Raw genomic sequence first — 23,100 nt, 5'->3', positions numbered from 1 at the left:
CCGGATCGGCGTCCCGGCCTGCGACAACCAGCCTGCACCGGACCACTGACAAATCCTGACCGGACCTCAGTTCGGGCCGCCCGGGGGCCGGGTCGACTGTCAGTCCCGGCACCTAACGTCGTCGGCATGGAGGAACGCTGGAGCACCGAACACGTCCTGTCCCTGGCGCCCGACGCCGCCTCGCGGAAGGCCGCGGGCAAGCTCTCCACGTCCGCGCCCTGGTCCGCCGCGGGCACCGACGGCGACGCGGTCTGGGGCGAGTGCCGGGGCAGCGGCAGCACGCCGTACCGCACGGTCGTCGAACTCGCCACGCCCGCCTACCGGTGCAGCTGCCCGAGCCGGAAGTTCCCGTGCAAGCACGCGCTCGGACTGCTGCTGCTCTGGAGCGGCTCCCCCGACGCCGTGCCGGACGGCGCCGAGCCCGCCGACTGGGCCGCCGACTGGCTGAAGGAGCGCCAGGAGCGCTCCGAGCAGAGTTCCGAGCAGCGGGCCGGGCGGGCGGCGGCCCCGGCCGACCCGGCCGCCGCCCTCCGCCGCGCCGGCAAGCGCTCCGCCCGGGTCGCGGCCGGCGCCGCCGAGCTGCGGCTGCGACTCGCCGACCGGGTCCGGCACGGCCTCGCCGACCGCTCCACCGCCGGCCCCTGGGAGGAGGTCGCGGCCCGCATGGTCGACGCCCAGGCGCCCGGCCTGGCCACCAGGGTCCGCGAACTGGACGCACTGCCGCAGCACCGGCTGCTGGAGGAGTACGCGATGCTGCACCTGCTCGCCACCGCCGCGACCCGCCTCGACGAGCTGCCCGTGCCGCTCGCCGCGACCGTGCGCGCCCGGGTCGGCTACACCACCGAGACCGCCGAACTGCTGGCCGGCCCGACGGTCCGGGACCGCTGGCAGGTGCTCGGCAGCCGCACCTCGCCGATGGAGGGCGGCGCCGACGAGCGGCTGACCACCCGTCGGCTCTGGCTGCGCGGCGCCAAGACCGGCCGCCAGGCCCTGCTGATCGCCTTCGGCCGCCCCGGGCAGGCGCCCGAACTCGCCCTGCCGACCGGCCAGGTGGTCGAGGCCGAGCTGGCCTTCCACCCCGGCGCCCGCCCGCTGCGGGCCGTCCTCGGCACCCGCTACGGCGCCCCCGGGGCCGCGCCCGACGGCCCGCCGCCCGGCCTGGACATCGCCGAGGCGGTGGCCGGCTACGGCACCGCGGTGGCCGACGACCCGTGGCTGGACGCCTGGCCGACCGTGCTCACCGGGGTGGTGCCGGTGCTCTCGCCCGAGGGCTGGCAGCTCACCGACGGCCGGCACACCGCCCCGGTGCACCGCGCGGCCGTCACCGAGGCCGCCCTCTGGCGGCTCGCCGCCGTCTCCACCGGCCGGCCGCTCACCGTCTTCGGCGAGTACGGCCACCAGGGCTTCGCCCCGGTCACCGCCTGGGGCGCGGACGGCCGCCCGATCGGCCTCACCGCACCCTGAGCCGGCCGGCCCACCCGCTCTTCCCGACCCGAGCTGCCCGACCCGACCCGAGCTGTCCGACCCGACCCCTTCCACCGGAGGAGGAGGCCCCGTGCCCGACCCCTGGGAGTCCCTGCAGACCGCCGCCCTGCTGGGCACCGACCGCCGGCCGCTCCCCGCGCCCGGCCCGGCCGCCCCGTACGACGGCGCCGTCGACCGCGCCGACCCGGCCACCGCCCTGCTCGAACTCGCCGCCCTGGAGACGGTCCGCCGCCGGGCCGGCGCGCTGCCCGCCCCGGCGGACGGCCCGCCCGCCGCCCCGGCCGCCGAGGACCGCCGGACCGAACTGCCCGCCGCGGCCGCCCGCCGGCTCTCGCTGCTGCTCTCCACCCGCGGCACCGGCGGCGGCGTCCTCGCCAACCTCGGCGAGCTGCTCCCGCAGTGGCTCGCCACCGCCCGCGACCGCGGCTACCGCGCGCCCGCCGCGAGCGTCCCCGCCCTGCTGGACGCCGCCCGCGCCCGCAGCGAACTGCGCCCGGACGCGGTCGCGCTGGCCGGCCCGCTCGGCCGCTGGCTCGCCGAGCGCAACCCGGACTGGCGGTTCGTGCAGCGCGCCACCCGGACTCCGGCGGCGGACACCGCCCCCGCCGAGGGCGACCGGCTCTGGCACGAGGGTCTGTTCGCCGAGCGGGTCACCCACCTCACCCTGCTCCGCCGCCGCGAGCCGGCGGCCGGCCTCGCGCTGCTGCGCGGCACCTGGTCCACCGAGCGGGCCGAGGACCGGCTGCTGTTCCTGGACGCCCTCCAGGAGGGCCTCTCCCCCGCCGACGAACCGTTCCTGGAGGCCGCGCTCGGCGACCGCAGCAAGAACGTCCGGGCCACCGCCGCCGAGCTGCTCTCCACCCTGCCCGGCTCCGCCCTGGCCGCCCGGATGGGCGAGCGCGCCCGCGCCGCCGTCCGGCTCTCCGAGCACGGCACCCATCTGCTGGTCACCCCGCCCGCCGCCTGCGACGCGGCCATGCAGCGCGACGGCATACCGCCCAAGTCGCCCACCGGGCGCGGCGAACGGGCCTGGTGGTTCGGCGAGGTGATCGCCGCCGCGCCGCTGGCCCTGTGGTCCGCGCACACCGGTCTGACGCCCGAGCGGCTGCTCGGCCTGCGGGTCGGCGACGCCATCGACGAGACCAGCAGCACCTGGGCCGACGACCTGCGCGAGGCCTGGGCCCGGGCCGCCGTCCGCCAGCAGGACCCCGACTGGGCGCGCGCCCTGCTCGGCCCCCCGCCCGTCGCCGGTCCCGGGCGGACGGCCCGCACCACCGGTGCCCCGGCCAAGCTGCTCGCGGTGCTCCCGCCCGCCGAACGGGCCGTCTGGACGGCCTCCTTCGTCGAGGCGCACGGCCTGGGGGACGCCTTCCAACTGCTCGGGGCCTGCGCCACCCCGTGGACGCCGCCGCTGTCCACCGCCGTGGTCGGGGCGCTGGCCCGGGCGGCCGCCTCCGGGGCCTACCCGTGGAGCCACAGCGGGGTGCTCGGCATGACCGAGCGGGCGCTCTCGCCGACGGCCGCCGGGGCGGTCGAGGAACTGGCCGCCGGCGCCGCGCCCGCGACCGCCTGGGGCGAGACCTTCGCCCGGCTGGCCGGGACGCTGCGGTTCCGCGAGGCGATGCTCGCCGAGCTGGCGGCCTGAGCCGGGCCCGGCCGACGCGCAGCGTCCCGGGCGAACGGGACGTGGCGGTCCCGGACCCGGCGGCACGGATCGGGGCCGGACGACGCGCCCGGCCCCGACTGCGGCTCCGACTCCGGCCCGGCTGTCAGCCGGCGGCGCGCAGGTTGGCCGTGACCCAGGCGACCACCTCGGTGGTCGGCGTGCCCGGGGTGAAGATGTCGGCGACACCCATCGCCTTCAGCTCGACGATGTCCTCGGGCGGGATGATCCCGCCGCAGAACACCTTGATGTCCGCGGCGTCCCGCTCCTTCAGCAGCTCCAGCACCCGCGTGCACAGGCTCATGTGCGCGCCGGACAGGATCGACAGGCCGATGCCGTCCGCGTCCTCCTGGATCGCGGTGTCGACCACCTGCTCCGGCGTCTGGTGCAGGCCGGTGTAGATGACCTCCATGCCGGCGTCGCGCAGGGCGCGCGCGATGACCTTGGCGCCTCGGTCGTGCCCGTCGAGCCCCGGCTTGGCGACCACCACGCGGATCGGTCCTGACACACCCATCACTGCCTCCTGGACCTCGTCGTCCAACACCCCGCCGGGCCTTGTGGGCATGGGCCGGAGTTAACGAGCAATAACCAATCTGAGGGGAGGTTAGCGCCACCCGCCCCGGTTGGGCCCGCCGCCCCTCAAGAGGAGGGGAAAATCACAGGCGCCCGCCGTCCCTCCCCTGCTTCTACCCCGCAACCGCACGCCCACAGCCCCTTGACAACCGGACTTTTGTCCGGATGTCGGGCTTGCGGCTACAGTCTCGGTCGTTTACCCCCTCGTCCGACGACGCGCCCGAGGAGGCAGCCGCGATGGCTCCCGAAGCCGCACCTCGCCCGACCCGTGCGGAACTGCGCGTCGCCGCCCGCGAGCAGTCCCGGGCCCAGCGCCGCGACGCCGCCAAGGCCGCCACCCGGACGGCGCTGCTGCGCGTCGCGCTGCCCTCGGTGGCCGCGCTCGGTGTCGCGGCCGCGGCCGCCGTCACCGTCCAGGGCGAGGCCGACCAGCAGCGGGCCCAGGCGGCCGGCCGGATCCCCGAGCAGACCGCCACCGCCGGCGCCGCGGACAACGCCCAGGCAGCCCAGGCGGCCCAGGCCGCCCAGCAGGCGCTCGCCTCCGGCGGCGGCGCCCAGGCCTCCCGGGGCGACGCCCGGCAGCCGCTCACCGGCACCCAGGGCGGGACCGACCCCGCCGGGCAGCCGGCCGCCCAGGTCACCACGACCGACCAGGCCCCGCCGGAGCGCCCCAGGATCGCGATGCCGGTGGCCCAGCACGGCCTGGGCGAGGTCTTCGGCGCGGCCGGCACCCACTGGTCGAAGCGGCACACCGGCATCGACTTCCCGGTGGACGGCGGCTCCGCCGTCATGGCCGTCACGGACGGCACGATCCGGACCCAGTGGAACCCTTCGTACGGCTACATGACGATACTCAAGATGGCCGACGGCACCGAGGCCTGGTACTGCCACCTGCGGTCGTACAAGATCCGCAAGGGCACGGTGAAGGCGGGCGACGTCATCGCCTTCGTCGGCAGCAGCGGCAACAGCACCGGCCCCCACCTGCACTTCGAGATCCGCCCGGCCGACGGCGGCGCGCCCGTCGACCCGCTGCCCTGGTTCCTCGCCCAGGGCCTCGACCCGCGCTGAGACAGCGCGGGCCGAGCGCCCCCGGGCAACCCCGGTCAGGCCGCCGATCGGGCCGCCGACCAGGTCACCGAACGGGCCGCCGACCAGACCACCGGACGCGCCGGTCGGCTCAGAGCTTCTCCACCGGCGCGTAGCGCAGCAGCAGCTGCTTGCGGCCCTCCGTGCCGAAGTCCACGGTGGCCTGCGCCTTGTCGCCGACACCGGCGGTGGCCACCACCGTGCCCAGACCGAAGGTGTCGTGGGTGACCCGGTCGCCGACCGCCAGCGCGACCACCTCGCGCTCCACCGCCGCACCCGCACGCCGCGCCGACTGCCCCCAGCCCGCCTTCGGCGAGGCCGCCGCCGTACCGCGCGAAGAGCCCCCGCGCGACGACCCGCCCGACCCGCCCGAGCCGCCCGAGGACCTCCCGCCCCAGGACGACCCCGAGGAGAAGCCGCGCGCGGCCGGCGCCGGGGCGCCCCCCGTGCGCTTCCACTCCACCAGCGTCTCCGGGATCTCCTCCAGGAACCGCGAGGCCGGGTTGTACGCCGGCTGCCCCCAGGCGCTGCGCAGCACCGACCTGGTCAGGTAGAGCCGCTGCCGCGCCCGGGTGAGCCCGACGTAGGCGAGCCGCCGCTCCTCCTCCAGTTCCTTGACCTGGTTGAGCGCCCGCATGTGCGGGAAGATGCCGTCCTCCATGCCGGTGAGGAAGACCACCGGGAACTCCAGGCCCTTGGCGGTGTGCAGGGTCATCATCGTGATGACGCCCCGGCCCTCGTCGTCCCCGTCGGGGATCTGGTCCGAGTCGGCGACCAGCGCGACCCGCTCCAGGAAGTCGGGCAGCGAGCCGACCGGCGGCGCGCCGTCCTCCCCCGCGTCCGGGCGCTCGCCCGGGTCCTGCTCGTACTCCAGGGCGACCGAGGCCAGCTCCTGGAGGTTCTCCACCCTGGTCTCGTCCTGCGGGTCGGTGGAGGCCTGGAGCTCGGCCAGGTAGCCGGTCTCCTCCAGCACCGCCTCCAGCACCGCGGCCGGACCCGCCCCGGACTCGACGACCTGGCGCAGCCCGGCCATCAGCTCGTTGAACTTCTTCACCGCGTTGGCCGAGCGCGCGGCCATGCCGTACGCCTCGTCCACCCGCCGCAGCGCCTGCGCGAAGGAGATCCGCTCGCGCGCGGCCAGCGCGTCGATCATCGCCTCGGCACGCTCGCCGATGCCGCGCTTGGGCACGTTGAGGATCCGGCGCAGCGGCACGGTGTCCTCGGGGTTGGACAGCACCCGCAGGTAGGCGAGGACGTCCTTGACCTCCTTGCGCTCGTAGAAGCGCACCCCGCCGACGACCTTGTACGGCAGGCCGACCCGGATGAACACCTCTTCGAAGACGCGGGACTGCGCGTTGGTCCGGTAGAAGATCGCGACGTCCCCGGGCCTGGCCGCGTCCGCGTCGGTGAGCCGGTCGATCTCGTCGGCGATGAACTGGGCCTCGCCGTGCTCGTCGTCCGCGACGTAGCCGACGACCTTCTCGCCGTCGTCGCCGGCCGTCCAGAGCTTCTTCGCGCGCCGGTTGGCGTTGCGCTCGATGACGGCGTTGGCCGCGCTCAGGATGGTCTGGGTGGAGCGGTAGTTCTGCTCCAGCAGGATCGTGGTGGCGTTCGGGTAGTCCTCCTCGAACTGGAGGATGTTGCGGATCGTCGCGCCGCGGAAGGCGTAGATCGACTGGTCCGCGTCACCGACCACGCACAGCTCGGCGGGCGGCACCTCGGCGAGCCGGCCGGCCGCCGGGTCGACCAGGTCGCCGTCGACGGTGCGCTTCGGCGCGGCGGCGACCGCGCCGCCGCTCAGCTCCCGGACCAGCATGTACTGGGCGTGGTTGGTGTCCTGGTACTCGTCGACCAGGATGTGCCGGAACCGCCGCCGGTAGTGCTCCGCGACGTCGGGGAAGGCCTGGAGCAGGTTCACCGTCGTCATGATGATGTCGTCGAAGTCGAGCGCGTTGGCCTCGCGCAGCCGCCGCTGGTAGAGGAAGTACGCCTCGGCGAGCTTCTTCTCCATCGGGTTGGCGGCCTGGTCGGCGTAGGTCTCCTCGTCGATCAGCTCGTTCTTGAGGTTGCTGACCTTCGAGGTGAAGGACTTCGGCGGGTACTGCTTCGGGTCCAGGTCGAGGTCGCGGCAGACCAGGGCCATCAGCCGCTGCGAGTCGGCCGAGTCGTAGATCGAGAACGACGAGGTGAAGCCGAGCAGCTTGGACTCGCGGCGCAGGATCCGCACGCAGGCGCTGTGGAAGGTGGACACCCACATCGCCCGGGCGCGCGGGCCGACCAGCTGCTCGACGCGCTCGCGCATCTCGCCGGCCGCCTTGTTGGTGAAGGTGATCGCCAGGACCTCGCCGGGCTGCACGCCGCGGGCGCCGAGCAGGTGGGCGATCCGGTGGGTGAGCACCCTGGTCTTGCCGGAGCCGGCGCCGGCCACGATCAGCAGCGGCGAGCCGGCGTGCAGCACGGCCTCGCGCTGCGGGTCGTTCATGCCCTCCAGCAGTGCCGCCGGGTCGATCACCGGGCGGGCGGCGCCGTTGCGGTAGAAGGCGTCCCGCTCGGCCTGCGCGGCGTGGTCGGTGTGGAACAGCCCCTCGGGGATCGCCTCCTCGAAGGCGTCGTACGGGACGTCGTCCTCGTACGGCGGCGGCTCCTCGTCGATCGGCGGCGCGGGCTGCTTCGACCCGGCGGCAGGGGCCTCGAAACCGGGGAGCGGGAGGTCGTCAAAGAGGCTATTCATGGCAATGACGAGTCTATGGCCACCCACCGACAACCCCGCCCGGCCCTCGACCGGACCGGACGGGGCAGGGCGGGACGGCCGTCGGTCAGACCAGCCGGCGGGCGGTGGCCCAGCGGGTCAGCTCGTGCCGGTTGCTCAGCTGGAGCTTGCGCAGCACCGCCGAGACGTGGCTCTCCACCGTCTTCACCGAGATGAACAGCTGCTTGGCGATCTCCTTGTACGCGTACCCCCGGGCGATCAGCCGCAGCACCTCGCGCTCGCGCTGGGTGAGCCGGTCCAGGTCCTCGTCCACCGGCGGGGTGTCGGTCGCCGCGAAGGCGTCCAGCACGAAGCCCGCCAGCCGGGGCGAGAACACCGCGTCCCCGTCGGAGATCCGGAAGATCGCGTCGACCAGGTCGGTCCCGGTGATGGTCTTGGTGACGTAGCCGCGGGCACCGCCGCGGATCACGCCGATCACGTCCTCCGCCGCGTCCGAGACGGACAGCGCCAGGAAGCGCACCCCGCCCGGGTCGCCCATCAGCCCGGCCGAGCGCCGCAGCACCTCGACCCCGCCGCCGCCGGGCAGGTGGACGTCCAGCAGCACCACGTCGGGCCGCGTCTCGGCCACCACCCGGACCGCGGACTCCACGTCGTCGGCCTCGCCCACCACATCGATGCCGGTCGTCTCGGTGCGCCCGATCTCGGCCCTCACCCCCGTCCGGAACATCCGGTGGTCGTCCACCAGGACGACCCTCGCTCGGCGCTCCGGCGCTGCCTCAGTCATTGGCCCTCTCCATCTCCAGCTCGACCTCGGTCCCGCCGTCCGGCGCGGGCCGCACCCGTGCGGTGCCGCCGTTGCGCTTCATCCGGCCGAGGATCGACTCGCGTACGCCCATCCGGTCCTCCGGCACCGTGTCCGGGTCGAAACCGGGTCCGTGGTCGCGGACGAACACCATCACGGTCCTCCCCTCGACCTCGGCGTAGACCTGGACCGGTCCCCCGCCACCGTACTTGGCCGCGTTGACGGTCGCCTCCCTCGCGGCCTGCATCTGGGCCGCGATCCGGTCGTCCATCGGGCAGTCGCCGACGACCACCACCTCGACCGGGACGCCGTGCCGGTCCTCGACCTCGGCGACCACCGCCCGCAGGCTCTCCGCCATGGTGTCCGGCGCCGCCTCGGCGACCGCCTCCGGGCGGTAGAGCCACAACCGCAGTTCGCGCTCCTGGGCGCGGGCGAGCCGCAGCACCTCCTTGGGGTCCTCGGCCCGGCGCTGGATCAGGGTCAGCGTGTGCAGCACCGAGTCGTGCACATGGGCGGCGATCTCGGCGCGCTCCTGGGCCCGGATGCGGGCGGTGCGCTCGGCGCCGAGGTCCTGCCACATCCGCAGCGCGTACGGGCCCACCAACACCAGCACACCCGCGAGCACCGCCAGCGAGGCCTCGACCACCGAGCCGATGGTCGAGCCGCTGCCCTGGGTGGCGAGGAAGGCGATGATGCCGGCCACCACCAGCAGCACGCCCGCGCCGACCCGGGTGTAGGCGCCGCGCCGCTTCTCGCCCTCCTCCAGGCCGAACCAGCGCTGCCAGCGCGAGTCGTCGGCCTGCCGCCAGACCAGCGCCACGCCGACGCCGATCGCCAGCAGCGGCCAGGTGTACGGCTTGGCGGTCTGCACATTGAGCGCGTTGAGCAGCGCGATCACGCCGATCACCAGCATCACCAGGGCGGCCAGCTGGCCGAGGCCGCCCTGCCGCTGGCCCGTGCCGGTCCCGCCGGCCGTGCCCGTCCCGGCGGTACCTGCGGCCGGGGTGCCGGCCGGCGCCTCGCCCAGCTCGACGGGCTCGCCGCGGAGCGTGTGCTGCAGCACCTCGCGCATCCGGCCGATCCACCCGCCGCGGCGCCCGCCGTCCTTGTTGAGCTCGCCGCCGCGCCGGCCGCCGCCCTTGCTCAGGTCCCCGCCGCCCGCCGTCCCGGCGGCCACCGGGACGAAGGTGCCGTTGACGTACAGCCAGTGCGGGCCGCCGCCGCGCGGGGCCGGCTCGCCGATACCGATCGGCACCACGAACCAGAACGCCGCGTACAGCAGTCCGCCGAGCCCCTGGGCGAAGAACAGCACCACGAAGGCGATCCGCACCCAGCTGACGGGCAGTCCGAGGTGCACGGCCAGTCCGTGCGCGACGCCGCCGAGCATCCGCCCCTGCGGGCTGCGGTACAGCCGGCGGTACGGCGGCTTCCCGTCACCGGGCACGGACGGGTCGGCACCCCCGGCCGGCGCGGGCTCGGGGGCGAGGGAACGGGGATCGGAACCGGGTGCTGCCACGGCACCGATCGTTCCACGCGGGCCGACCCGCACGCATCAGGGTGAAGCCCTGACCCTTCTCAGGGACAAGTCAGGGTCCGAGCAGGGGCGGGACCGGTTGGGCCCGGCTCCGGCACCCACCAGGATGGTGGCATGACCGAAGACCACCGTACCGAGGAGCTCCACGAGGCCGGGCCGGGCGCCCGGACCGCACCCGACCGGCCGCCACTGACCCGGGCCGAGCGCCACCGCGTGGTCGCCGGCGTCTGCGGCGGTCTCGGCCGGCACCTGGACATCGACCCGGTGGTGTTCCGCGTCGTCACGGTCGTGCTCTGCCTCTCCGGCGGCCTCGGCCTGTTCCTGTACGGGCTCGCCTGGCTGATCGTGCCGACCGAGCCCGGCGCGGACGGCAAGGGCGGCGGGCGCTCGGGCCGCACCGAGCTCCAGCGGGTGCTCACCGGGCGGGTGGACGGCCAGTCGGTCGGCGCGGTGCTGCTGACCGTGATCGGCACCGGTGTCTTCTTCTCCTCGATGGGCGACGGCGACCAGCTGTTCCCGCTGCTGCTGCTCGCCGGGATGGTGTTCCTCGCCGTCCGCTACGACCCCGAGCGCCGGCGCGGCCGGATCCGGGGCCGGCGCAACCGCCGCCGCGGCCACGACTTCGGGCACCCGCACGGCCTCGGCCCGGGCGACCGGACCGGCGGCCCGTACGACCGCTGGTTCCCGGACGCCGGACCGGACGCCCGGGCCGCAGCGAGCGGCTACCGCTGGCCGCCGGAGGAGGAGGACGCGGACGCCCGGGCCCGGCACGCCCGGGAGCGGGCCGCCGGCACCGTCCCCGCCGACACCCCGCACGCCGGTCCGACCGGCTACCTGTGGGACCCGCGCCACCCCGAGCGCAACCCGTACGGCGGGGAGCCGCCGGCCCCGCCCGCACCCCCCGCACCGCCGGCGCCGCCGTACGGCACCCCGACCCCGCCGTACGGCACCCCGGCCCGGCCCTGGTGGCAGCGGACGGACCTGCCGCAGGGCGACCCGCTGCGCAAGGGGACCGGCCCGACCCCGCCGCCCGCGCCGCGCCCGGCCGTGGTGGTGCACCGGCGCGAGCGCTCCCCGCTCGGCCTGATCGGCCTGCTGCTGGCGGTGGGCGCGGCCAGCGCGGTCTGGTCCGCCTCGGCCGACGGCGGGGCGGCCGTGGCCGCCGACACGGTGCTGGCGACGGCGCTGCTGGTGATCGGTCTGACCCTGCTGCTCGGCGCCAAGTTCGGCCGGGCCCGCCGGCTGGTGGTCCCGGGTGTGCTGCTGACGGTCGCGCTGACCGCGATCGGCCAGTCCTCGGTCTCGGCGCAGAACCTGCTGGGCGAGCGCACCTGGACGGCCGTCACGGCGGGCCGGCTGGAGGCGAAGTACACGCTGGGGATCGGCTCGGCACGGCTGGACCTCGGCGGGCTCGACCCGGCCGGCGCGACCCTGGCCACCGAGGTGGAGCTCGGTGCCGGGGACCTGACCGTGACGGTGCCCCCGGACGTGACGGTGAACGTACGGGCCGAGGTCGGCCTGGGCCAGGTCCGGGTGCCGGGCCTGGACGGCCCCGACGACGGCCCGGGCAAGCGCAGCTACCAGGTGCTGCCGGCGAACGGACAGACATCCAAGGGAACGCTCGACCTCGCGCTGCGGATCGGGCTCGGCAACATCAAGGTGGTCCAGAAGTGAGGAAGCACCAGCTCGATCTCTTCTCGCTGATCGCGGGGGGCCTGTTCACCGTGATCGCGGTGCTCTACCTGGTGGCGGCGGTGAACGACGTCTCGGTGAACGGCCGGATCGTCATCCCGGTGACCTTCATCGTGCTGGGCCTGGGCGGCCTGGCCGGGGCGGTGGCGGCGGCGGTCCGCCGATCCCGGCCGGAGGAGACCCCGCAGGACTGACCCCCTGCCCGACGGGCGCCCGCCGGACCGGCCCCCGGCGGGCCGTCAGCTCTCCGGCGGCCCCAGCCGCAGCTTGTCGCCCTCCTTGGTGACCCGGTACTTCGGCAGCGGCTTGGTGGCCGGCCCGTTCAGCACCGCCCCGGTCGCCGCGTCGAACCGGGAGCCGTGGCACGGGCAGTACAGCTGACCGTTCTTCGGCGCGTCGACGGCGCAGCCGGAGTGGGTACAGACCGAGGAGAACGCGCAGTACTGGCCCGCCTTGGGCTGCACCACGTAGACCGCGTCGCCGCTGGCCGGGTCCTTGACCTGGGCCGAACCGCCGACCGGGACGCTCGCGGCGTCCACCGTGACGGGCGGGCCGGCCGGCGCCGGGGCGGCGGGCTGCTTCGCCTTCGCGGCGGGCTCGTCCCGCCCGAAGGTGGCGGTCAGCGAGCCGGCGAGCAGTCCGGCCCCGCCCATCGCGACGGCCGCGATGCCGCCGTCCATCAGGGCCCGCCGCCGGACGTGGTCCTCGTGCAGGCCGCGGAGCCGGTCCCGGTGGGACCGCCGGGCGAGGTAGCCGTCCACCGACAGGTAGGGGGTGCCGGCCAGCAGCAGCGGCGTCCAGGCCATCAGGTAGACGAGGTCGTTGCCGAGGTAGTAGGGCGAGACGTTCCAGCTGACGGTGAGCCAGAGGCTGAGGCCGATCACGGCCCCGCCGGCGGCGGCGAGCCGGCCCCAGAGCCCGAGCAGGGTGCCCAGGCCCACCGCCAGCTCGCCGAAGGCGACCAGCAGGGCGAACGGCGTGGGGTGGTCGAGGGCCGGGCCGAGCAGGAAGGAGATCGGGCTGGAGCCCTTGGCGGCGCGGGTCTGCGAGACGAAGGAGGCCGGGTCGCCGGCGCCGGCCAGGTAGTGGCTGTCGGAGAGCTTGTCGAGCGCCGCGTAGACGAAGGTGACGCCGAGGAAGAGCCGCAGCGGCAGCAGCGCGAGCCGCGAGCCGGCCGCCTTCCAGGCGGCGACCCGCCCGGTTCTGCCCGCCGGTCCCGAACCCTCGCCGGCGCCCGGGGCCGGTCCGGGCGTACCGTCGCCGATGCTGGCGGCCGGGCCCGGCCCGGCCGCCACGGAGCTGCTGGCCTCCGACATTCCCCACACCTTCCTCGCCGGCCCGTCACCGCCTGACAGGTCCGGACGCATTCTGCCCGGTCGTGAACGCTTTCGGTGGGAGGGCCCACCCGCCGGGTGCCCGTGGACACGGAACGACCGTGCCGCCGCTCCCCGGTACGGGAGCGGCGGCACGGTCGTTCAGAACCGGTTCAGGACCGGCCGGGTCGGGGAGTGCTCACTCCCACTCGATGGTGCCCGGCGGCTTGCTGGTGCAGTCCAGCACGACGCGGTTGACGTCGCGGACCTCGTTGGTGATCCGGGTGGAGATGCGGGCCAGCACGTCGTACGGCAGGCGCGACCAGTCGGCGGTCATGGCGTCCTCGGAGGACACCGGACGCAGCACGATCGGGTGACCGTAGGTGCGGCCGTCACCCTGGACGCCGACGCTGCGGACGTCCGCGAGCAGGACCACCGGGCACTGCCAGATCTCGCGGTCCAGGCCGGCCGCGGTCAGCTCCTCGCGGGCGATCGCGTCGGCCTCGCGGAGCAGGTCCAGCCGCTCCTCGGTGACCTCGCCGACGATCCGGATGCCCAGGCCCGGGCCCGGGAACGGCTGGCGCTGGACGATCTCGTCCGGCAGGCCCAGCTCCTGGCCGACCATCCGGACCTCGTCCTTGAACAGCTTGCGCAGCGGCTCGACCAGCGAGAACTGCAGGTCCTCGGGCAGGCCGCCGACGTTGTGGTGGGACTTGATGTTGGCGGTGCCGGTGCCGCCGCCGGACTCCACCACGTCCGGGTACAGGGTGCCCTGGACCAGGAAGTCGACCGACTCGCCGTGCTCGCCGGCCTCGGCGACGATCTCGGCCTGCGCCTGCTCGAAGACCCGAATGAACTCCCGGCCGATGATCTTGCGCTTCTCCTCCGGGTCGCTGACGCCCTTCAGCGCGGTGAGGAAGCGCTCCTTGGCGTCGACGACCTTCAGCTGCACGCCGGTGGCGGCGACGAAGTCCTTCTCGACCTGCTCGGTCTCGCCCTTGCGCATCAGGCCGTGGTCGACGTAGACGCAGGTGAGCTTGGAGCCGATGGCCTTGTTGACCAGGGCGGCCGCGACCGCCGAGTCGACGCCGCCGGACAGGCCGCAGATGGCGCGCTTGTCGCCGACCTGGGCGCGGATCAGCGCGACCTGCTCCTCGACCACGTTGCCGGTGGTCCAGGTGGGGGCGAGGCCCGCGCCGCGGTACAGGAAGTGCTCCAGGACCTGCTGGCCGTGGTCCGAGTGCAGCACCTCGGGGTGGTACTGGACGCCGTAGAGCCGGGCCTCGTCGTTCTCGAAGGCCGCGACCGGGACCACGTCGGTGGAGGCGGTGACGGTGAAGCCCTCCGGGGCCGCCGAGCAGGCGTCGCCGTGCGACATCCACACCGAGTGCTGGGCCGGGACGCCCTCGAACAGGGTCGAGCCGGGGCGCGAGACGACCAGCGGGGTGCGGCCGTACTCCCGGGCGCCGGAGTTGTCGACGGTGCCGCCGAGCGTCTTGGCCATCAGCTGGAAGCCGTAGCACATGCCGAAGACCGGCACGCCGGCCTCGAAGATCGCGCGGTCCAGCTGCGGGGCGCCGTCCTCGTAGACCGACGAGGGGCCGCCGGAGAGGATGATCGCCTTCGGGTTCTTGGCGAGCATCTCGGCGACCGGCATGCTGCTCGGCACGATCTCGCTGTAGACCCTGGCCTCACGCACCCGTCGGGCGATGAGCTGGGCGTACTGGGCACCGAAGTCGACGACCAGGACGGTGTCGGTCTCAGGTACGGACTGGACGGGAGTAGCAGAGGACACAGACGGCCTTCCGGCAGCGGTACGAAAGGTGTCGCACGCGGCGCGGCCCTCGGAGGGTGTGCGCCGGGCGACGGGCGGGGGTCTGCCGTCGAGTCTACCGGGCTGGCCGGTTTCACTCGTCTGCCCGCCCCCGCGGCCGTGACCGCTGCGGCGGCCGGTTCGTTGCTCCGGGCGGACCGTACGACCGCGCCGCGTCCGCCAGACGCGTCACCCCGCCCCGGCCAGGGCGCCCCGTACGGCAGTGCAGGACCACGCGTGGAGCTCAACCCAGTCCACCGGCGCGCGTGGCGCCGTCGCGGAACCGGTCAGACCGGGGAGCGGCGCGCCGTGGGACCGTGCGCGGGTGCTGCGGCCGGCCAGCAGGGGACAGCGACCCCGGCCGCGACTGGACCAAGGAGGTGGGGCGGTCGGCCGCCGGGGACGCCCGGTGCCGGCCGCCGCACCCGTTGCGATCCCGGCGCACCCCGGTCCCCGTCCGCGCGCCGCTACGCGCGTCTCTGTGCGCTCCGACCGGTGCAACTACACACCGTGATCATCGATGCCATCCCGCCGTCACCCCGTCCGGCACCCGGCGGGACCGCCCCGACCCGGGCCCGACGGCCGGCCCGGCCGGAAACGGCCTGTACCGAATCATGCCGAATCGGTTGCAGAGCAAGCCCTTCGTCCAGCACGATGCTGCTTGGAAGAGGTTCTCCCGATGGCCGAGCGCCATCTGCGGAGTGCCGGTCGTTGCCGCCGAGACCCGCGGTGGCAACGATTATCACCTCACGCTCCGTGAGCGAAGGCTCGACGCAGGCATGCGCCCGGGACCACCGCCACGCCCAGTGCGCCCGCGCGCGCCGGCCCACCCCGCCGGAGCCGCGGCGACGCGCGACCCATCGACCGACCGACCGGACGGCGCTCCTCCCCCGGCGCCGTCACCCCAGCACCGGCGCGGCCCTGACGCCGGGTGCTGAGCGACAAAGGGCCCCGTTCCCCCGCGGGGCCCTTTGCCCTGTCCGGGGTCCGTTTCCGGTCGAGTTCCTGCTTCCGTCCGGACGCCGGGCGCTACGGCCGCCGGCTCCACACGCTCGGGTCCACCGGGCCGTCGTCCTCCGGAGCCGGTGCGGCCGGGCGCCGAACGTCCTCCGAGCCGACCACCTCCAGCACCACCGGCGTCGCCCCGGGCTCCCCCGGGTCCCGGTCCGCCGGCGGCGCCGGCTGCCGGTCGCGGGCCGCCAGCAGCGGGGGCACCACCAGCGCCCCGACGACCGCCCAGACCGCGTTGGCCACCAGCAGCGTCCACGGCACCAGGGCCAACGAGTACTCGAAACCGGGCTCCCGGGGGCCGCCGAACATCCCGAACGCCGACTCGACGGACGCCAGCGTCCCCGAGACCAGCATCAGCAGACTCAGCCCGACCGCGTACACGGCCGCCAGCCGGAGCCGGTCCGCCGGGTCCAGCCGCCGCCGGTACGCCGTCCAGCCCAGCACCGCGGCGGAGACCAGCGCGAGCAGGGCGGACCAGCGCCAGTCCGTCCCCGCCGCGTGCGGGTCGAAGAAGGAGTACTCGGTCACGTCGCGCGGGTCCGACTCCCAGTCCGGCACCCCGTCGATCACGAAGGAGCTGCCGGCCCGGAAGGTCGCCCCGGAGCCCACTCCGAGCAGCAGCAGGCCGAGGTTGGGCAGGAAGGCCACCGCGGCACCGGTCAGATCGCCGTCGGCCCGGACGGCGACCACCACGAAGCCGGCCGCCGCCGACAGCGCCACCGAGACCGTCAGCGCGCGCCCGGCCGCCAGGCCCGCGACCGCCCAGCCGCGCACCGCCCGGTTGCGCCAGGCCGCCCAGCGCAGCGCGTCCGTCCCGTGCACCGCGAAGGCGAGCAGACCGGCGAGCAGGGCCGTCCACCCGACCGCCTCCCACCAGCCGGCCGAGGAACTGTAGGTGGTCCGGCCGAGCAGCCTGGTCGCCGTCGCGCCGTCGAGGTCGAAGTCGGCACCGCCGGGGTGCCAGTCCGCACCTCCGACCAGACCGATCAGCAGGGTCACGGCGGCCGCGGCCACCGCGGTGCGCACGGCCTCCGCGGCCGCCTGCCGGCGCGTCTGCTGCTCGCCGGTGCGCTGCTGCCGGCGGCGCGCGCCGACCCGCAGGCCGAGCCAGAGTGCGAACAGCCAGAGCGCGGTGACGGTCATCGGCAGGGCGCGGATCACCGAGGAGTTGCCGCCCCCGGTGGTTTCGAAGCCCAGCCGGTACGGCGCGCCGAGCGCGCCCAGCGCCATGGCCAGCGCACTGCCGAAGCGCTTGCCGAAGGACGGCGCGTCGTAGGTCCCCGAGAAGTAGGCGGCCTCCGGGACGGCGGTGATCAGCGCGGCCAGCAGCAGGACGACGGTCGGCGCGACGACCGCTCGCAGGGCCGGGCGCCAGTCGGCGCCGGTGAGCCACCCGAGGGCGGCGGGCCGGGCTCCGGCCGGGTCGTACGGCTTCCCGGCGCCCCAGCTCCCCCCGGCGGACGGCAACGGGGGCGGCGGAACCGGCGGCAGCACCGGCGGCGGCAGGGGCGGCTCGGCCGGGGCCGACGGCGCGGCGGACGGCGGGGGCGGCAGGACCGGGGGCGGTGAGACCGGCGGCGGCAGGAGCGGCGGCGGCAGCGGAGCGGGCGGCAGCAGCGGGGGCGGCACCACCGGCCGCCCGCAGGACGCGCAGACCGGCGCCCCTTCCGTCGAAGCCGCGCCGCAGGATGCGCAGATGGCCATGGGCCGCGTCCCCCCGTCCGAACGAACGATCGCCTGGTCCCCCCAGGGCGCCCCTTTCTTTCATCGGGCACGGACTGCTGTCAACCGGTCACCGTCCACGGACCGGACCGGGACCGCCCGGGGTCGCGCCGCGCTCCGGCGGCGCGGCCCCCGGCGGTGCTCAGTCCCGCTTCTTCGGCACCTCCGGCACCGCCAGCAACGGCAGCCGCAGGGCACCGAACGCGTCCTCGGGCACCGCCGGTGCGACGGGCGCGACCGCGGCGACCCGGCGGTAGGCCTCGCCGGCGGCCGGCCGGGTGTCCTCCTCGCCCTTGTTGGGCCACATCGACATCGCCCGCTCGGCCTGCGCCGTGATGGTCAGCGACGGGTTGACGCCGAGGTTGGCGGAGACCGCCGCGCCGTCCACCACGCTGATCCCGGGGTGGCCGTAGAGCCGGTGGTAGGGGTCGACCACACCGGTCTCCGGGGAGTCGCCGATCGCACAGCCGCCGAGGAAGTGCGCGGTCAGCGGGATGTCGAAGATCTCGCCGACGCTGCTGCCGGCGAAGCCGTTGATCTCGGCGGCGAGCGCCTGCGCGCCCTGCTCGGCGGCCGGAATCCAGGTGGGGTTGGGCGCGCCGTGGCCCTGGCGGGAGGTCAGCGTGCCCTTGCCGAGGCCCTTCTCCTTCAGCGAGACGGTGATCGAGTTGTCCAGCGACTGCATCACCAGGCCGATGATCGTCTTCTCCGACCACCGGTGCTGGTTCATCGAGCGGCCGAAGGTCACCGGGTGCTTGACCGAGTTGCCGAGGTAGCGCAGCCAGCGCGGGAGCCGCCCGCCGCCCCGCACCTGGGCGATCGAGAGCGCGCCCATCGCGTTGGAGCCCTTGCCGTAGCGGACCGGCTCGATGTGGGTGTTCTCGTCGGGGTGGATCGAGGAGGTGATCGCCACGCCCTTGGTGAAGTCCGCGCGGGCGCCGTACCGCCGGTCGGTGGTCTGCGCGCCCACCAGCGCCTCGGAGTTGGTCCGGGTCAGCTCGCCGAGCCGGGCGGAGATCCGGGGCAGGTGGCCGCCCGCCCGCATCCGGTGCAGCAGGTTCTGGGTGCCGTAGGTGCCGGCCGCGACCACCACCCGGGCGGCCGTGATCGTCCGCGCCCCGGCCTTGACCCGGTCGGTGGTGGAGCGGGCGTCGGTGCGCCGGACGTCCACCGCGAAGCCCTCGCCCCACTCCCGGATCCGGGCCACCGTGGTGAGCGGGTGGATCTCGGCGCCGCCCCGCTCGGCCAGGTGCAGGTAGTTCTCGGTGAGCATGTTCTTGGCGCCGTGGCGGCAGCCGGTCATGCACTCGCCGCACTCGACGCAGGACCGCCGGGCCGGGCCGGCGCCGCCGAAGTACGGGTCCGGCACCTCCTCGCCGGGCGCCGCCTTCGCCGTGCCGTCGGCGTCCTTGCCGTCGCCGAAGAACACCCCGACCGGCGCCATGTGGAAGGTGTCGCCGACGCCCATCCGCTCGGCGGCCGCCCGGAGGTGGACGTCGGAGGGGGTGACGGTCGGGTTGAGCCGCACCCCGAGCATCCGCCGCGCCTGGTCGTAGAACGGCGCCAGCTCCTCCTGCCAGTCCGTGATGTGCTGCCACTGGCGGTCCTCGAAGAACGCCTTCGGCGGCACGTACAGGGTGTTGGCGTAGTTCAGCGAGCCGCCGCCGACCCCGGCGCCGGCGAGGATCAGCACATTGGCCAGCAGGTGGATGCGCTGGATGCCGTACAGGCCGAGCTTCGGCGCCCACAGGTAGTTGGCGACGTCCCAGGAGTTCCTGGGCAGTTCGTCGCGGTCGAAGCGCCGCCCGGCCTCCAGGACGGCGACCCGGTACCCCTTCTCGGTCAGCCGCAGCGCCGAGACCGAACCGCCGAAGCCGGAGCCGACCACGACCACGTCGTAGTCGAACTCCCGGCCGTCAGCCGAACCCACCATCTGCCTCTGCTCCTTCGGAAGTCGTTCACGAAACGGGGGCCGGCCCGGGGGCCCGGCTACTTGACGCGCAGCGCCTTCAGGATCCGCAGCCCGGCGGTCATCATCGCCGCGTACTGCTTGTCGTCCTGGCCGAACGCCGGGGCGAGCGGCAGCAGCCGCTGGCTCGCGATCGTCTGCGCCTCGGTGAACCGCAGGATGCCGTCGGCGCCGTGCCGCCGGCCGAGCCCGGAGTCGCCCATGCCGCCCATCGGCGAGGCGGCCGAGCCGTAGGCCGCGCCGTACGCCTCGTTGACGTTCACGGTGCCGGTGCGCAGCCGGGCCGCGATCGCCCGCCCGCGCCGCACGTCGGTGGTCCAGACGCTGGAGTTGAGGCCGTACGGGGTGGAGTTGGCGGCGGCCACCGCCTCCTCCTCGGTGTCGAAGCGGTAGACGGAGACCACCGGGCCGAAGGTCTCCTCGCCGCAGACCGCCATGTCCGGGGTGACGCCCTCCAGGATGGTCGGCTCGTGGAAGAACGGGCCGAGGTCCGGCCGGGCCTTCCCGCCGGCCAGCACGGTGGCGCCGGCCTTGACCGCCTCCTCGACGTGCCGGGTGGTGGCCTCCAGCTGGCGTCCCGAGACCAGCGAGCCCATGTCCGCCCCGTAGGCGAGGCCGCCGCCGAGCCGCAGCGCGCGGGTGCGGGCGGCGAACTTCGCCAGGAACTCGTCGGCCACCGAGCGGTGGACCAGCAGCCGCTCGATCGAGATGCACAGCTGGCCGGCCGAGGAGAAGCAGGCCCGGACGGCGCCCTCGGCGGCCTTGTCGAGGTCCGCGTCGGCCAGCACCAGCAGGGCGTTCTTGCCGCCGAGTTCGAGCGAGGCGCCGACCAGCCGCTCGGCGGCCCGCCGGGCGACCTCGCGGCCGGTGCGGGTGGAGCCGGTGAACGAGACGTAGTCGGCGTGCTCGACCACGGCCGGGCCGATCACCGGGCCGTCGCCGATCACGATCTGCCACAGGTCGGCCGGCAGTCCGGCCTCGATCAGCAGCTCGCGGGCCCAGAGCGCGGTCAGCGCGGTCTGGGTGTCCGGCTTGTTGACCACCGCGTTGCCCGCGACGAAGGCCGGCAGCGCGTCCCCGACCGACAGCTCGAACGGGTAGTTCCACGGCGAGATGTGGCCGACCACGCCCTTGGGGCGGCGGGCCTCGACCGCCTGGGTGAACAGCGGCACCGCGCCGAGGTGCCGCTTGTCGCGCAGGTAGCCGTGCGCGGCCCGGCCGTAGTGGCGGGCCGCGATCGCGACCGCGAGCACCTCCTCGAAGGCGTGCAGCCTGGCCTTGCCGGTCTCCGCCTGGATCAGGTCGAGCACCTCGTCCTGCCGCTTGATCAGCAGATCGTGGAAGCGCAGCAGGACGGCGGCGCGCCGGCGGACCGGCAGCGCGGCCCAGGACGGCTGGGCGCGGCGGGCGAGCTCGAAGGCGACCTCGACGTCCGCGGGGGTGGACCGCGGCAGGCCGGCCAGCCGTTCGCCGGTCAGCGGGGCGACGGTCTCCACCACGCTGGGCTCGCCGGTGGCGGTGACCCCGGCGGCGAGGCGGTCGACCAGTGACGGGGGCACGGCCGAGGCGACGGTACGCCCACCGCCCGGGGCGGCGGGATTGCGGCCCGGCGCGCCCGGGCCGGCGGGATCGGTGGCCGTGGCAGCTGCTGTGAGGTCCGACATAGGGCGCAGCCTAGGCGCTCGGCGGCCGGTGCGGTACCCGTCGGTAACAAGAAACCCCCGTGCGGGTGCGGCCCCTACCCGCCGGCGCCGCTCAGCGGGTCGGGGTGAAGTAGTGGAGCACCGCGTTGAACCGCTGCTCGGCCTCGTTCCACTCGCTGCCCCGGTCGAAGCTGGAGGAGTAGATCGCGTAGCTGGTGCCGTCCTCGTCGATGAACTCGGCCTCGATCGCCCGGCGGCGGCCGCCCTCCTTGGCCAGGTAGCTGAACTCCCAGACCGCGGCCTCGTGGCCGTTCACGGCGACGCCGGTCAGCCGGTGCTGCTTGTACTCCTTCAGCGACTTGGAGACGGTGCTCTCCATCTGCCGCATGTGCTCCAGCGGCCGGACCGACTGGCCCACGGTGACGGCGAACTGCAGGTAGTGCCCCTTGTTGTCGGGGCTGTAGTAGATCTGGTTGTCCGGCGTGCTGGAGCGCTGCCAGGCCGGGACGGCCACCGGCAGCGGGAAGCGGAAGCCCGCCGGGTCGTCCACCCACTGGTAGCCGCTGGGCGCGGGGGTGCCGTCGACCGGGGCGGTCGGCTGCGGCCCGACCGGGCCCTGGGTCAGGGTCGGGGCGGACCGGTCGGGGTCCTTCGCGCTCCGGTGCTGGACCAGGTAGAACGCGCCGGCGGCCAGCACCGCCAGGCCCACCACGAGCGCGAGCATCCGCAGCACCGTCCGGCGCCGGGCCGGCCCGCGCGCGGGCGCATCGGTGTACGGCACCGGCGTGACCGGTCCGGTGGGCGCCCCCTCGTCGCTCTCCCGCGCCGGGTCGGTCCCGGGGGAAGGCTCCGCCGAGAGCTCCTCCGCCCGCTCCGGGACCGTGCGCTCGGCCGCCGGCCGGGCCTGCGGCACCGTGAGGGCCTCCGCGCCCTGCGCCGAAGCCGACGCCGCTCCGTCCCCGTTCTCGTTCTCGTCCTCCGACCGCTCCTCCGAGCGGTCCTCCGCGCGCTCCTCCGGCTGGCCGGCCCGGTCCACCACCGGCACCGACTGGGTCGGCGTCCGCACCGGCGCGACCGGCTTGAGCCCGACGGTGTGCCCGGCCTGCACCTCGGCCAGCATCCGGGCCGCCTCGTCCGCGCTCGGCCGCTCGTCCGGGTCCTTCGCCATCAGCGCGGCCAGGACCGGCCCCAGCGGCCCGGCCCGGCGCGGCTCCGGCAGGGGGTCGCCGACCACCGCGGCCAGCGTGGTCAGCGGCGAGGTGCGGCGGAACGGCGAGTCGCCCTCCACCGCCGCGTACAGCGTCGCCCCCAGCCCCCACAGGTCGGAGGCCGGACCCGGCCGCTCGCCCTGGGCGCGCTCCGGCGCCAGGTAGTCCGGCGACCCGACCAGGTCGCCCGGCCGGGTCAGCTCGGCCGAGCCCTCGTACGTCGCGATGCCGAAGTCCAGCAGCACCGCCCGTCCCGTCCCGTGCTCCAGCAGCACATTGGCCGGCTTCACGTCCCGGTGCAGCACCCCCAGCTGGTGGCCCCGGTGCAGCGCGGCCAGCACCTGGCCGCCCACCTCGGCGGCGGCGCGCGGCGGCAGGGTGCCGTCCTGGCTGATCACATCGGCCAGCGAACGGCCGTCGACCAGCTCCATGACGATCCACGGCCGGCCGTCCTGCTCCAGCACGTCGTGCACGGTGATCACGCCGGGGTGCTTGATCCGGGCGGCCGCGGCGGCCTCCCGCTTCATCCGGGCGTGCAGGATCTCCACCTCCTCCTCGGGGAGGTGGCTGACGGTCAGCTCCTTGACCGCGACCTCACGGTCCAGCATCCGGTCCCGGGCCCGCCAGACCGTGCCCATCCCGCCGCGGCCGAGCCGCTCGCCCAGCTCGTAGCGACCGACCAGCAGCCGCTCCCCCTCGGCCGACTCCGGCCGGTCCTGCGCGCCCATCCGCGACCGCTCCCCCTCATTCACCTGCCGTCACGCGACGGAGGGCCCGGTGCAGACCACTCGGTGCAGACCACTGAATCGAACAGATTCCACGGACACCCTAGGCGTCCCGGGTGCCCCCCGGGAATCTCCCCCGCCCGCCGTTCCG

15 protein-coding genes and 1 pseudogene are annotated in these 23,100 nt (G+C 75.2%); 5 read left to right on the top strand and 11 right to left on the bottom strand.

The genetic code is table 11. From position 1 onward, the window contains the following. Window positions 1-126 precede the first annotated feature (126 nt). Together IF01_RS0112140 and IF01_RS0112135 are read left to right on the top strand one after the other, a co-directional pair. The gene (locus IF01_RS0112140; protein ID WP_030393358.1) at window positions 127-1,464 is read left to right on the top strand and encodes an SWIM zinc finger family protein; all 1,338 of its coding nucleotides are present in this window, start codon (window positions 127-129) and stop codon (window positions 1,462-1,464) included. Between the two features lie 91 nt (window positions 1,465-1,555). Further along, window positions 1,556-3,130, top strand: a complete 1,575-nt coding sequence (locus tag IF01_RS0112135) for a DUF5691 domain-containing protein (protein WP_030393357.1) — start codon at window positions 1,556-1,558, stop codon at window positions 3,128-3,130. A 124-nt stretch (window positions 3,131-3,254) separates the two neighbouring features. On the opposite strand, the gene icmB is transcribed toward IF01_RS0112135, so the two are convergent. Next, window positions 3,255-3,662: a coenzyme B12-dependent isobutyryl CoA mutase small subunit gene (icmB, locus tag IF01_RS0112130; protein WP_030393356.1), complete on the bottom strand. Its 408-nt coding sequence runs from the start codon at window positions 3,660-3,662 to the stop codon at window positions 3,255-3,257. 296 nt (window positions 3,663-3,958) lie between these two features. On the opposite strand from icmB, the gene IF01_RS0112125 reads away from it, so the two are divergent. Further along, window positions 3,959-4,789, top strand: coding sequence for a M23 family metallopeptidase (locus tag IF01_RS0112125; protein ID WP_051755230.1), 831 nt, complete (start codon window positions 3,959-3,961; stop codon window positions 4,787-4,789). 109 nt (window positions 4,790-4,898) lie between these two features. On the opposite strand, the gene pcrA is transcribed toward IF01_RS0112125, so the two are convergent. The 3 genes from pcrA to IF01_RS0112110 all read right to left on the bottom strand — a co-directional run bounded on the left by pcrA (window position 4,899) and on the right by IF01_RS0112110 (window position 9,835). Continuing rightward, window positions 4,899-7,538: a DNA helicase PcrA gene (gene pcrA, locus IF01_RS0112120; RefSeq protein WP_030393354.1), complete on the bottom strand. Its 2,640-nt coding sequence runs from the start codon at window positions 7,536-7,538 to the stop codon at window positions 4,899-4,901. 85 nt (window positions 7,539-7,623) lie between these two features. Then, on the bottom strand, window positions 7,624-8,301 hold the full coding sequence (locus IF01_RS0112115; RefSeq protein WP_030300497.1) for a LuxR C-terminal-related transcriptional regulator: 678 nt from the start codon (window positions 8,299-8,301) through the stop codon (window positions 7,624-7,626). Next, complete coding sequence (locus IF01_RS0112110; RefSeq protein WP_078879892.1) at window positions 8,294-9,835, bottom strand: PspC domain-containing protein; 1,542 nt, start codon at window positions 9,833-9,835, stop codon at window positions 8,294-8,296. The genes IF01_RS0112115 and IF01_RS0112110 overlap by 8 nt, the downstream gene beginning before the upstream one ends. 132 nt (window positions 9,836-9,967) lie before the next feature. Between IF01_RS0112110 and IF01_RS41635 the strand changes: the two genes are divergently transcribed. Together IF01_RS41635 and IF01_RS0112100 are read left to right on the top strand one after the other, a co-directional pair. Further along, window positions 9,968-11,527: a PspC domain-containing protein gene (locus IF01_RS41635; protein ID WP_037779664.1), complete on the top strand. Its 1,560-nt coding sequence runs from the start codon at window positions 9,968-9,970 to the stop codon at window positions 11,525-11,527. Next, window positions 11,524-11,739, top strand: coding sequence for a hypothetical protein (locus IF01_RS0112100; protein WP_030393351.1), 216 nt, complete (start codon window positions 11,524-11,526; stop codon window positions 11,737-11,739). The genes IF01_RS41635 and IF01_RS0112100 overlap by 4 nt, the downstream gene beginning before the upstream one ends. Before the next feature lie 45 nt (window positions 11,740-11,784). On the opposite strand, the gene IF01_RS49860 is transcribed toward IF01_RS0112100, so the two are convergent. The 7 genes and pseudogenes from IF01_RS49860 to IF01_RS49850 form a co-directional block, all read right to left on the bottom strand. Further along, a complete protein-coding gene (locus IF01_RS49860; RefSeq protein WP_233290269.1) occupies window positions 11,785-12,198 on the bottom strand; it encodes a QcrA and Rieske domain-containing protein in 414 nt (137 codons plus the stop codon). A gap of 69 nt (window positions 12,199-12,267) precedes the next feature. Beyond that, window positions 12,268-12,861, bottom strand: a pseudogene (locus IF01_RS49855) (DoxX family membrane protein); the annotation flags it as partial. Window positions 12,862-13,057: 196 nt separating this feature from the next. After that, entirely contained in the window at window positions 13,058-14,653 is a 1,596-nt protein-coding gene (gene guaA, locus IF01_RS0112090; protein ID WP_030393349.1) for a glutamine-hydrolyzing GMP synthase, read from the bottom strand. Window positions 14,654-15,700: 1,047 nt separating this feature from the next. Continuing rightward, window positions 15,701-17,386, bottom strand: a complete 1,686-nt coding sequence (locus IF01_RS43820; RefSeq protein ID WP_157855203.1) for a hypothetical protein — start codon at window positions 17,384-17,386, stop codon at window positions 15,701-15,703. Window positions 17,387-17,546: 160 nt separating this feature from the next. Further along, entirely contained in the window at window positions 17,547-19,337 is a 1,791-nt protein-coding gene (locus IF01_RS0112080) for a GMC oxidoreductase (RefSeq protein ID WP_030393347.1), read from the bottom strand. 56 nt (window positions 19,338-19,393) lie between these two features. After that, window positions 19,394-21,037 carry a succinic semialdehyde dehydrogenase gene (locus tag IF01_RS0112075; protein WP_030393346.1) on the bottom strand — a complete coding sequence of 548 codons (1,644 nt, stop codon included), beginning with the start codon at window positions 21,035-21,037 and terminating at the stop codon, window positions 19,394-19,396. A 91-nt stretch (window positions 21,038-21,128) separates the two neighbouring features. Then, a complete protein-coding gene (locus IF01_RS49850; RefSeq protein ID WP_037779662.1) occupies window positions 21,129-22,952 on the bottom strand; it encodes a serine/threonine-protein kinase in 1,824 nt (607 codons plus the stop codon). Between the last annotated feature and the right edge of the window lie 148 nt (window positions 22,953-23,100).

This window comes from Kitasatospora purpeofusca, from assembly GCF_000718025.1.
GTDB classification, from domain to species: domain Bacteria; phylum Actinomycetota; class Actinomycetes; order Streptomycetales; family Streptomycetaceae; genus Kitasatospora; species Kitasatospora purpeofusca.
Note: the sequence above shows the minus strand (reverse complement) of the source record. Positions and strands in the feature narration are given on the sequence as shown.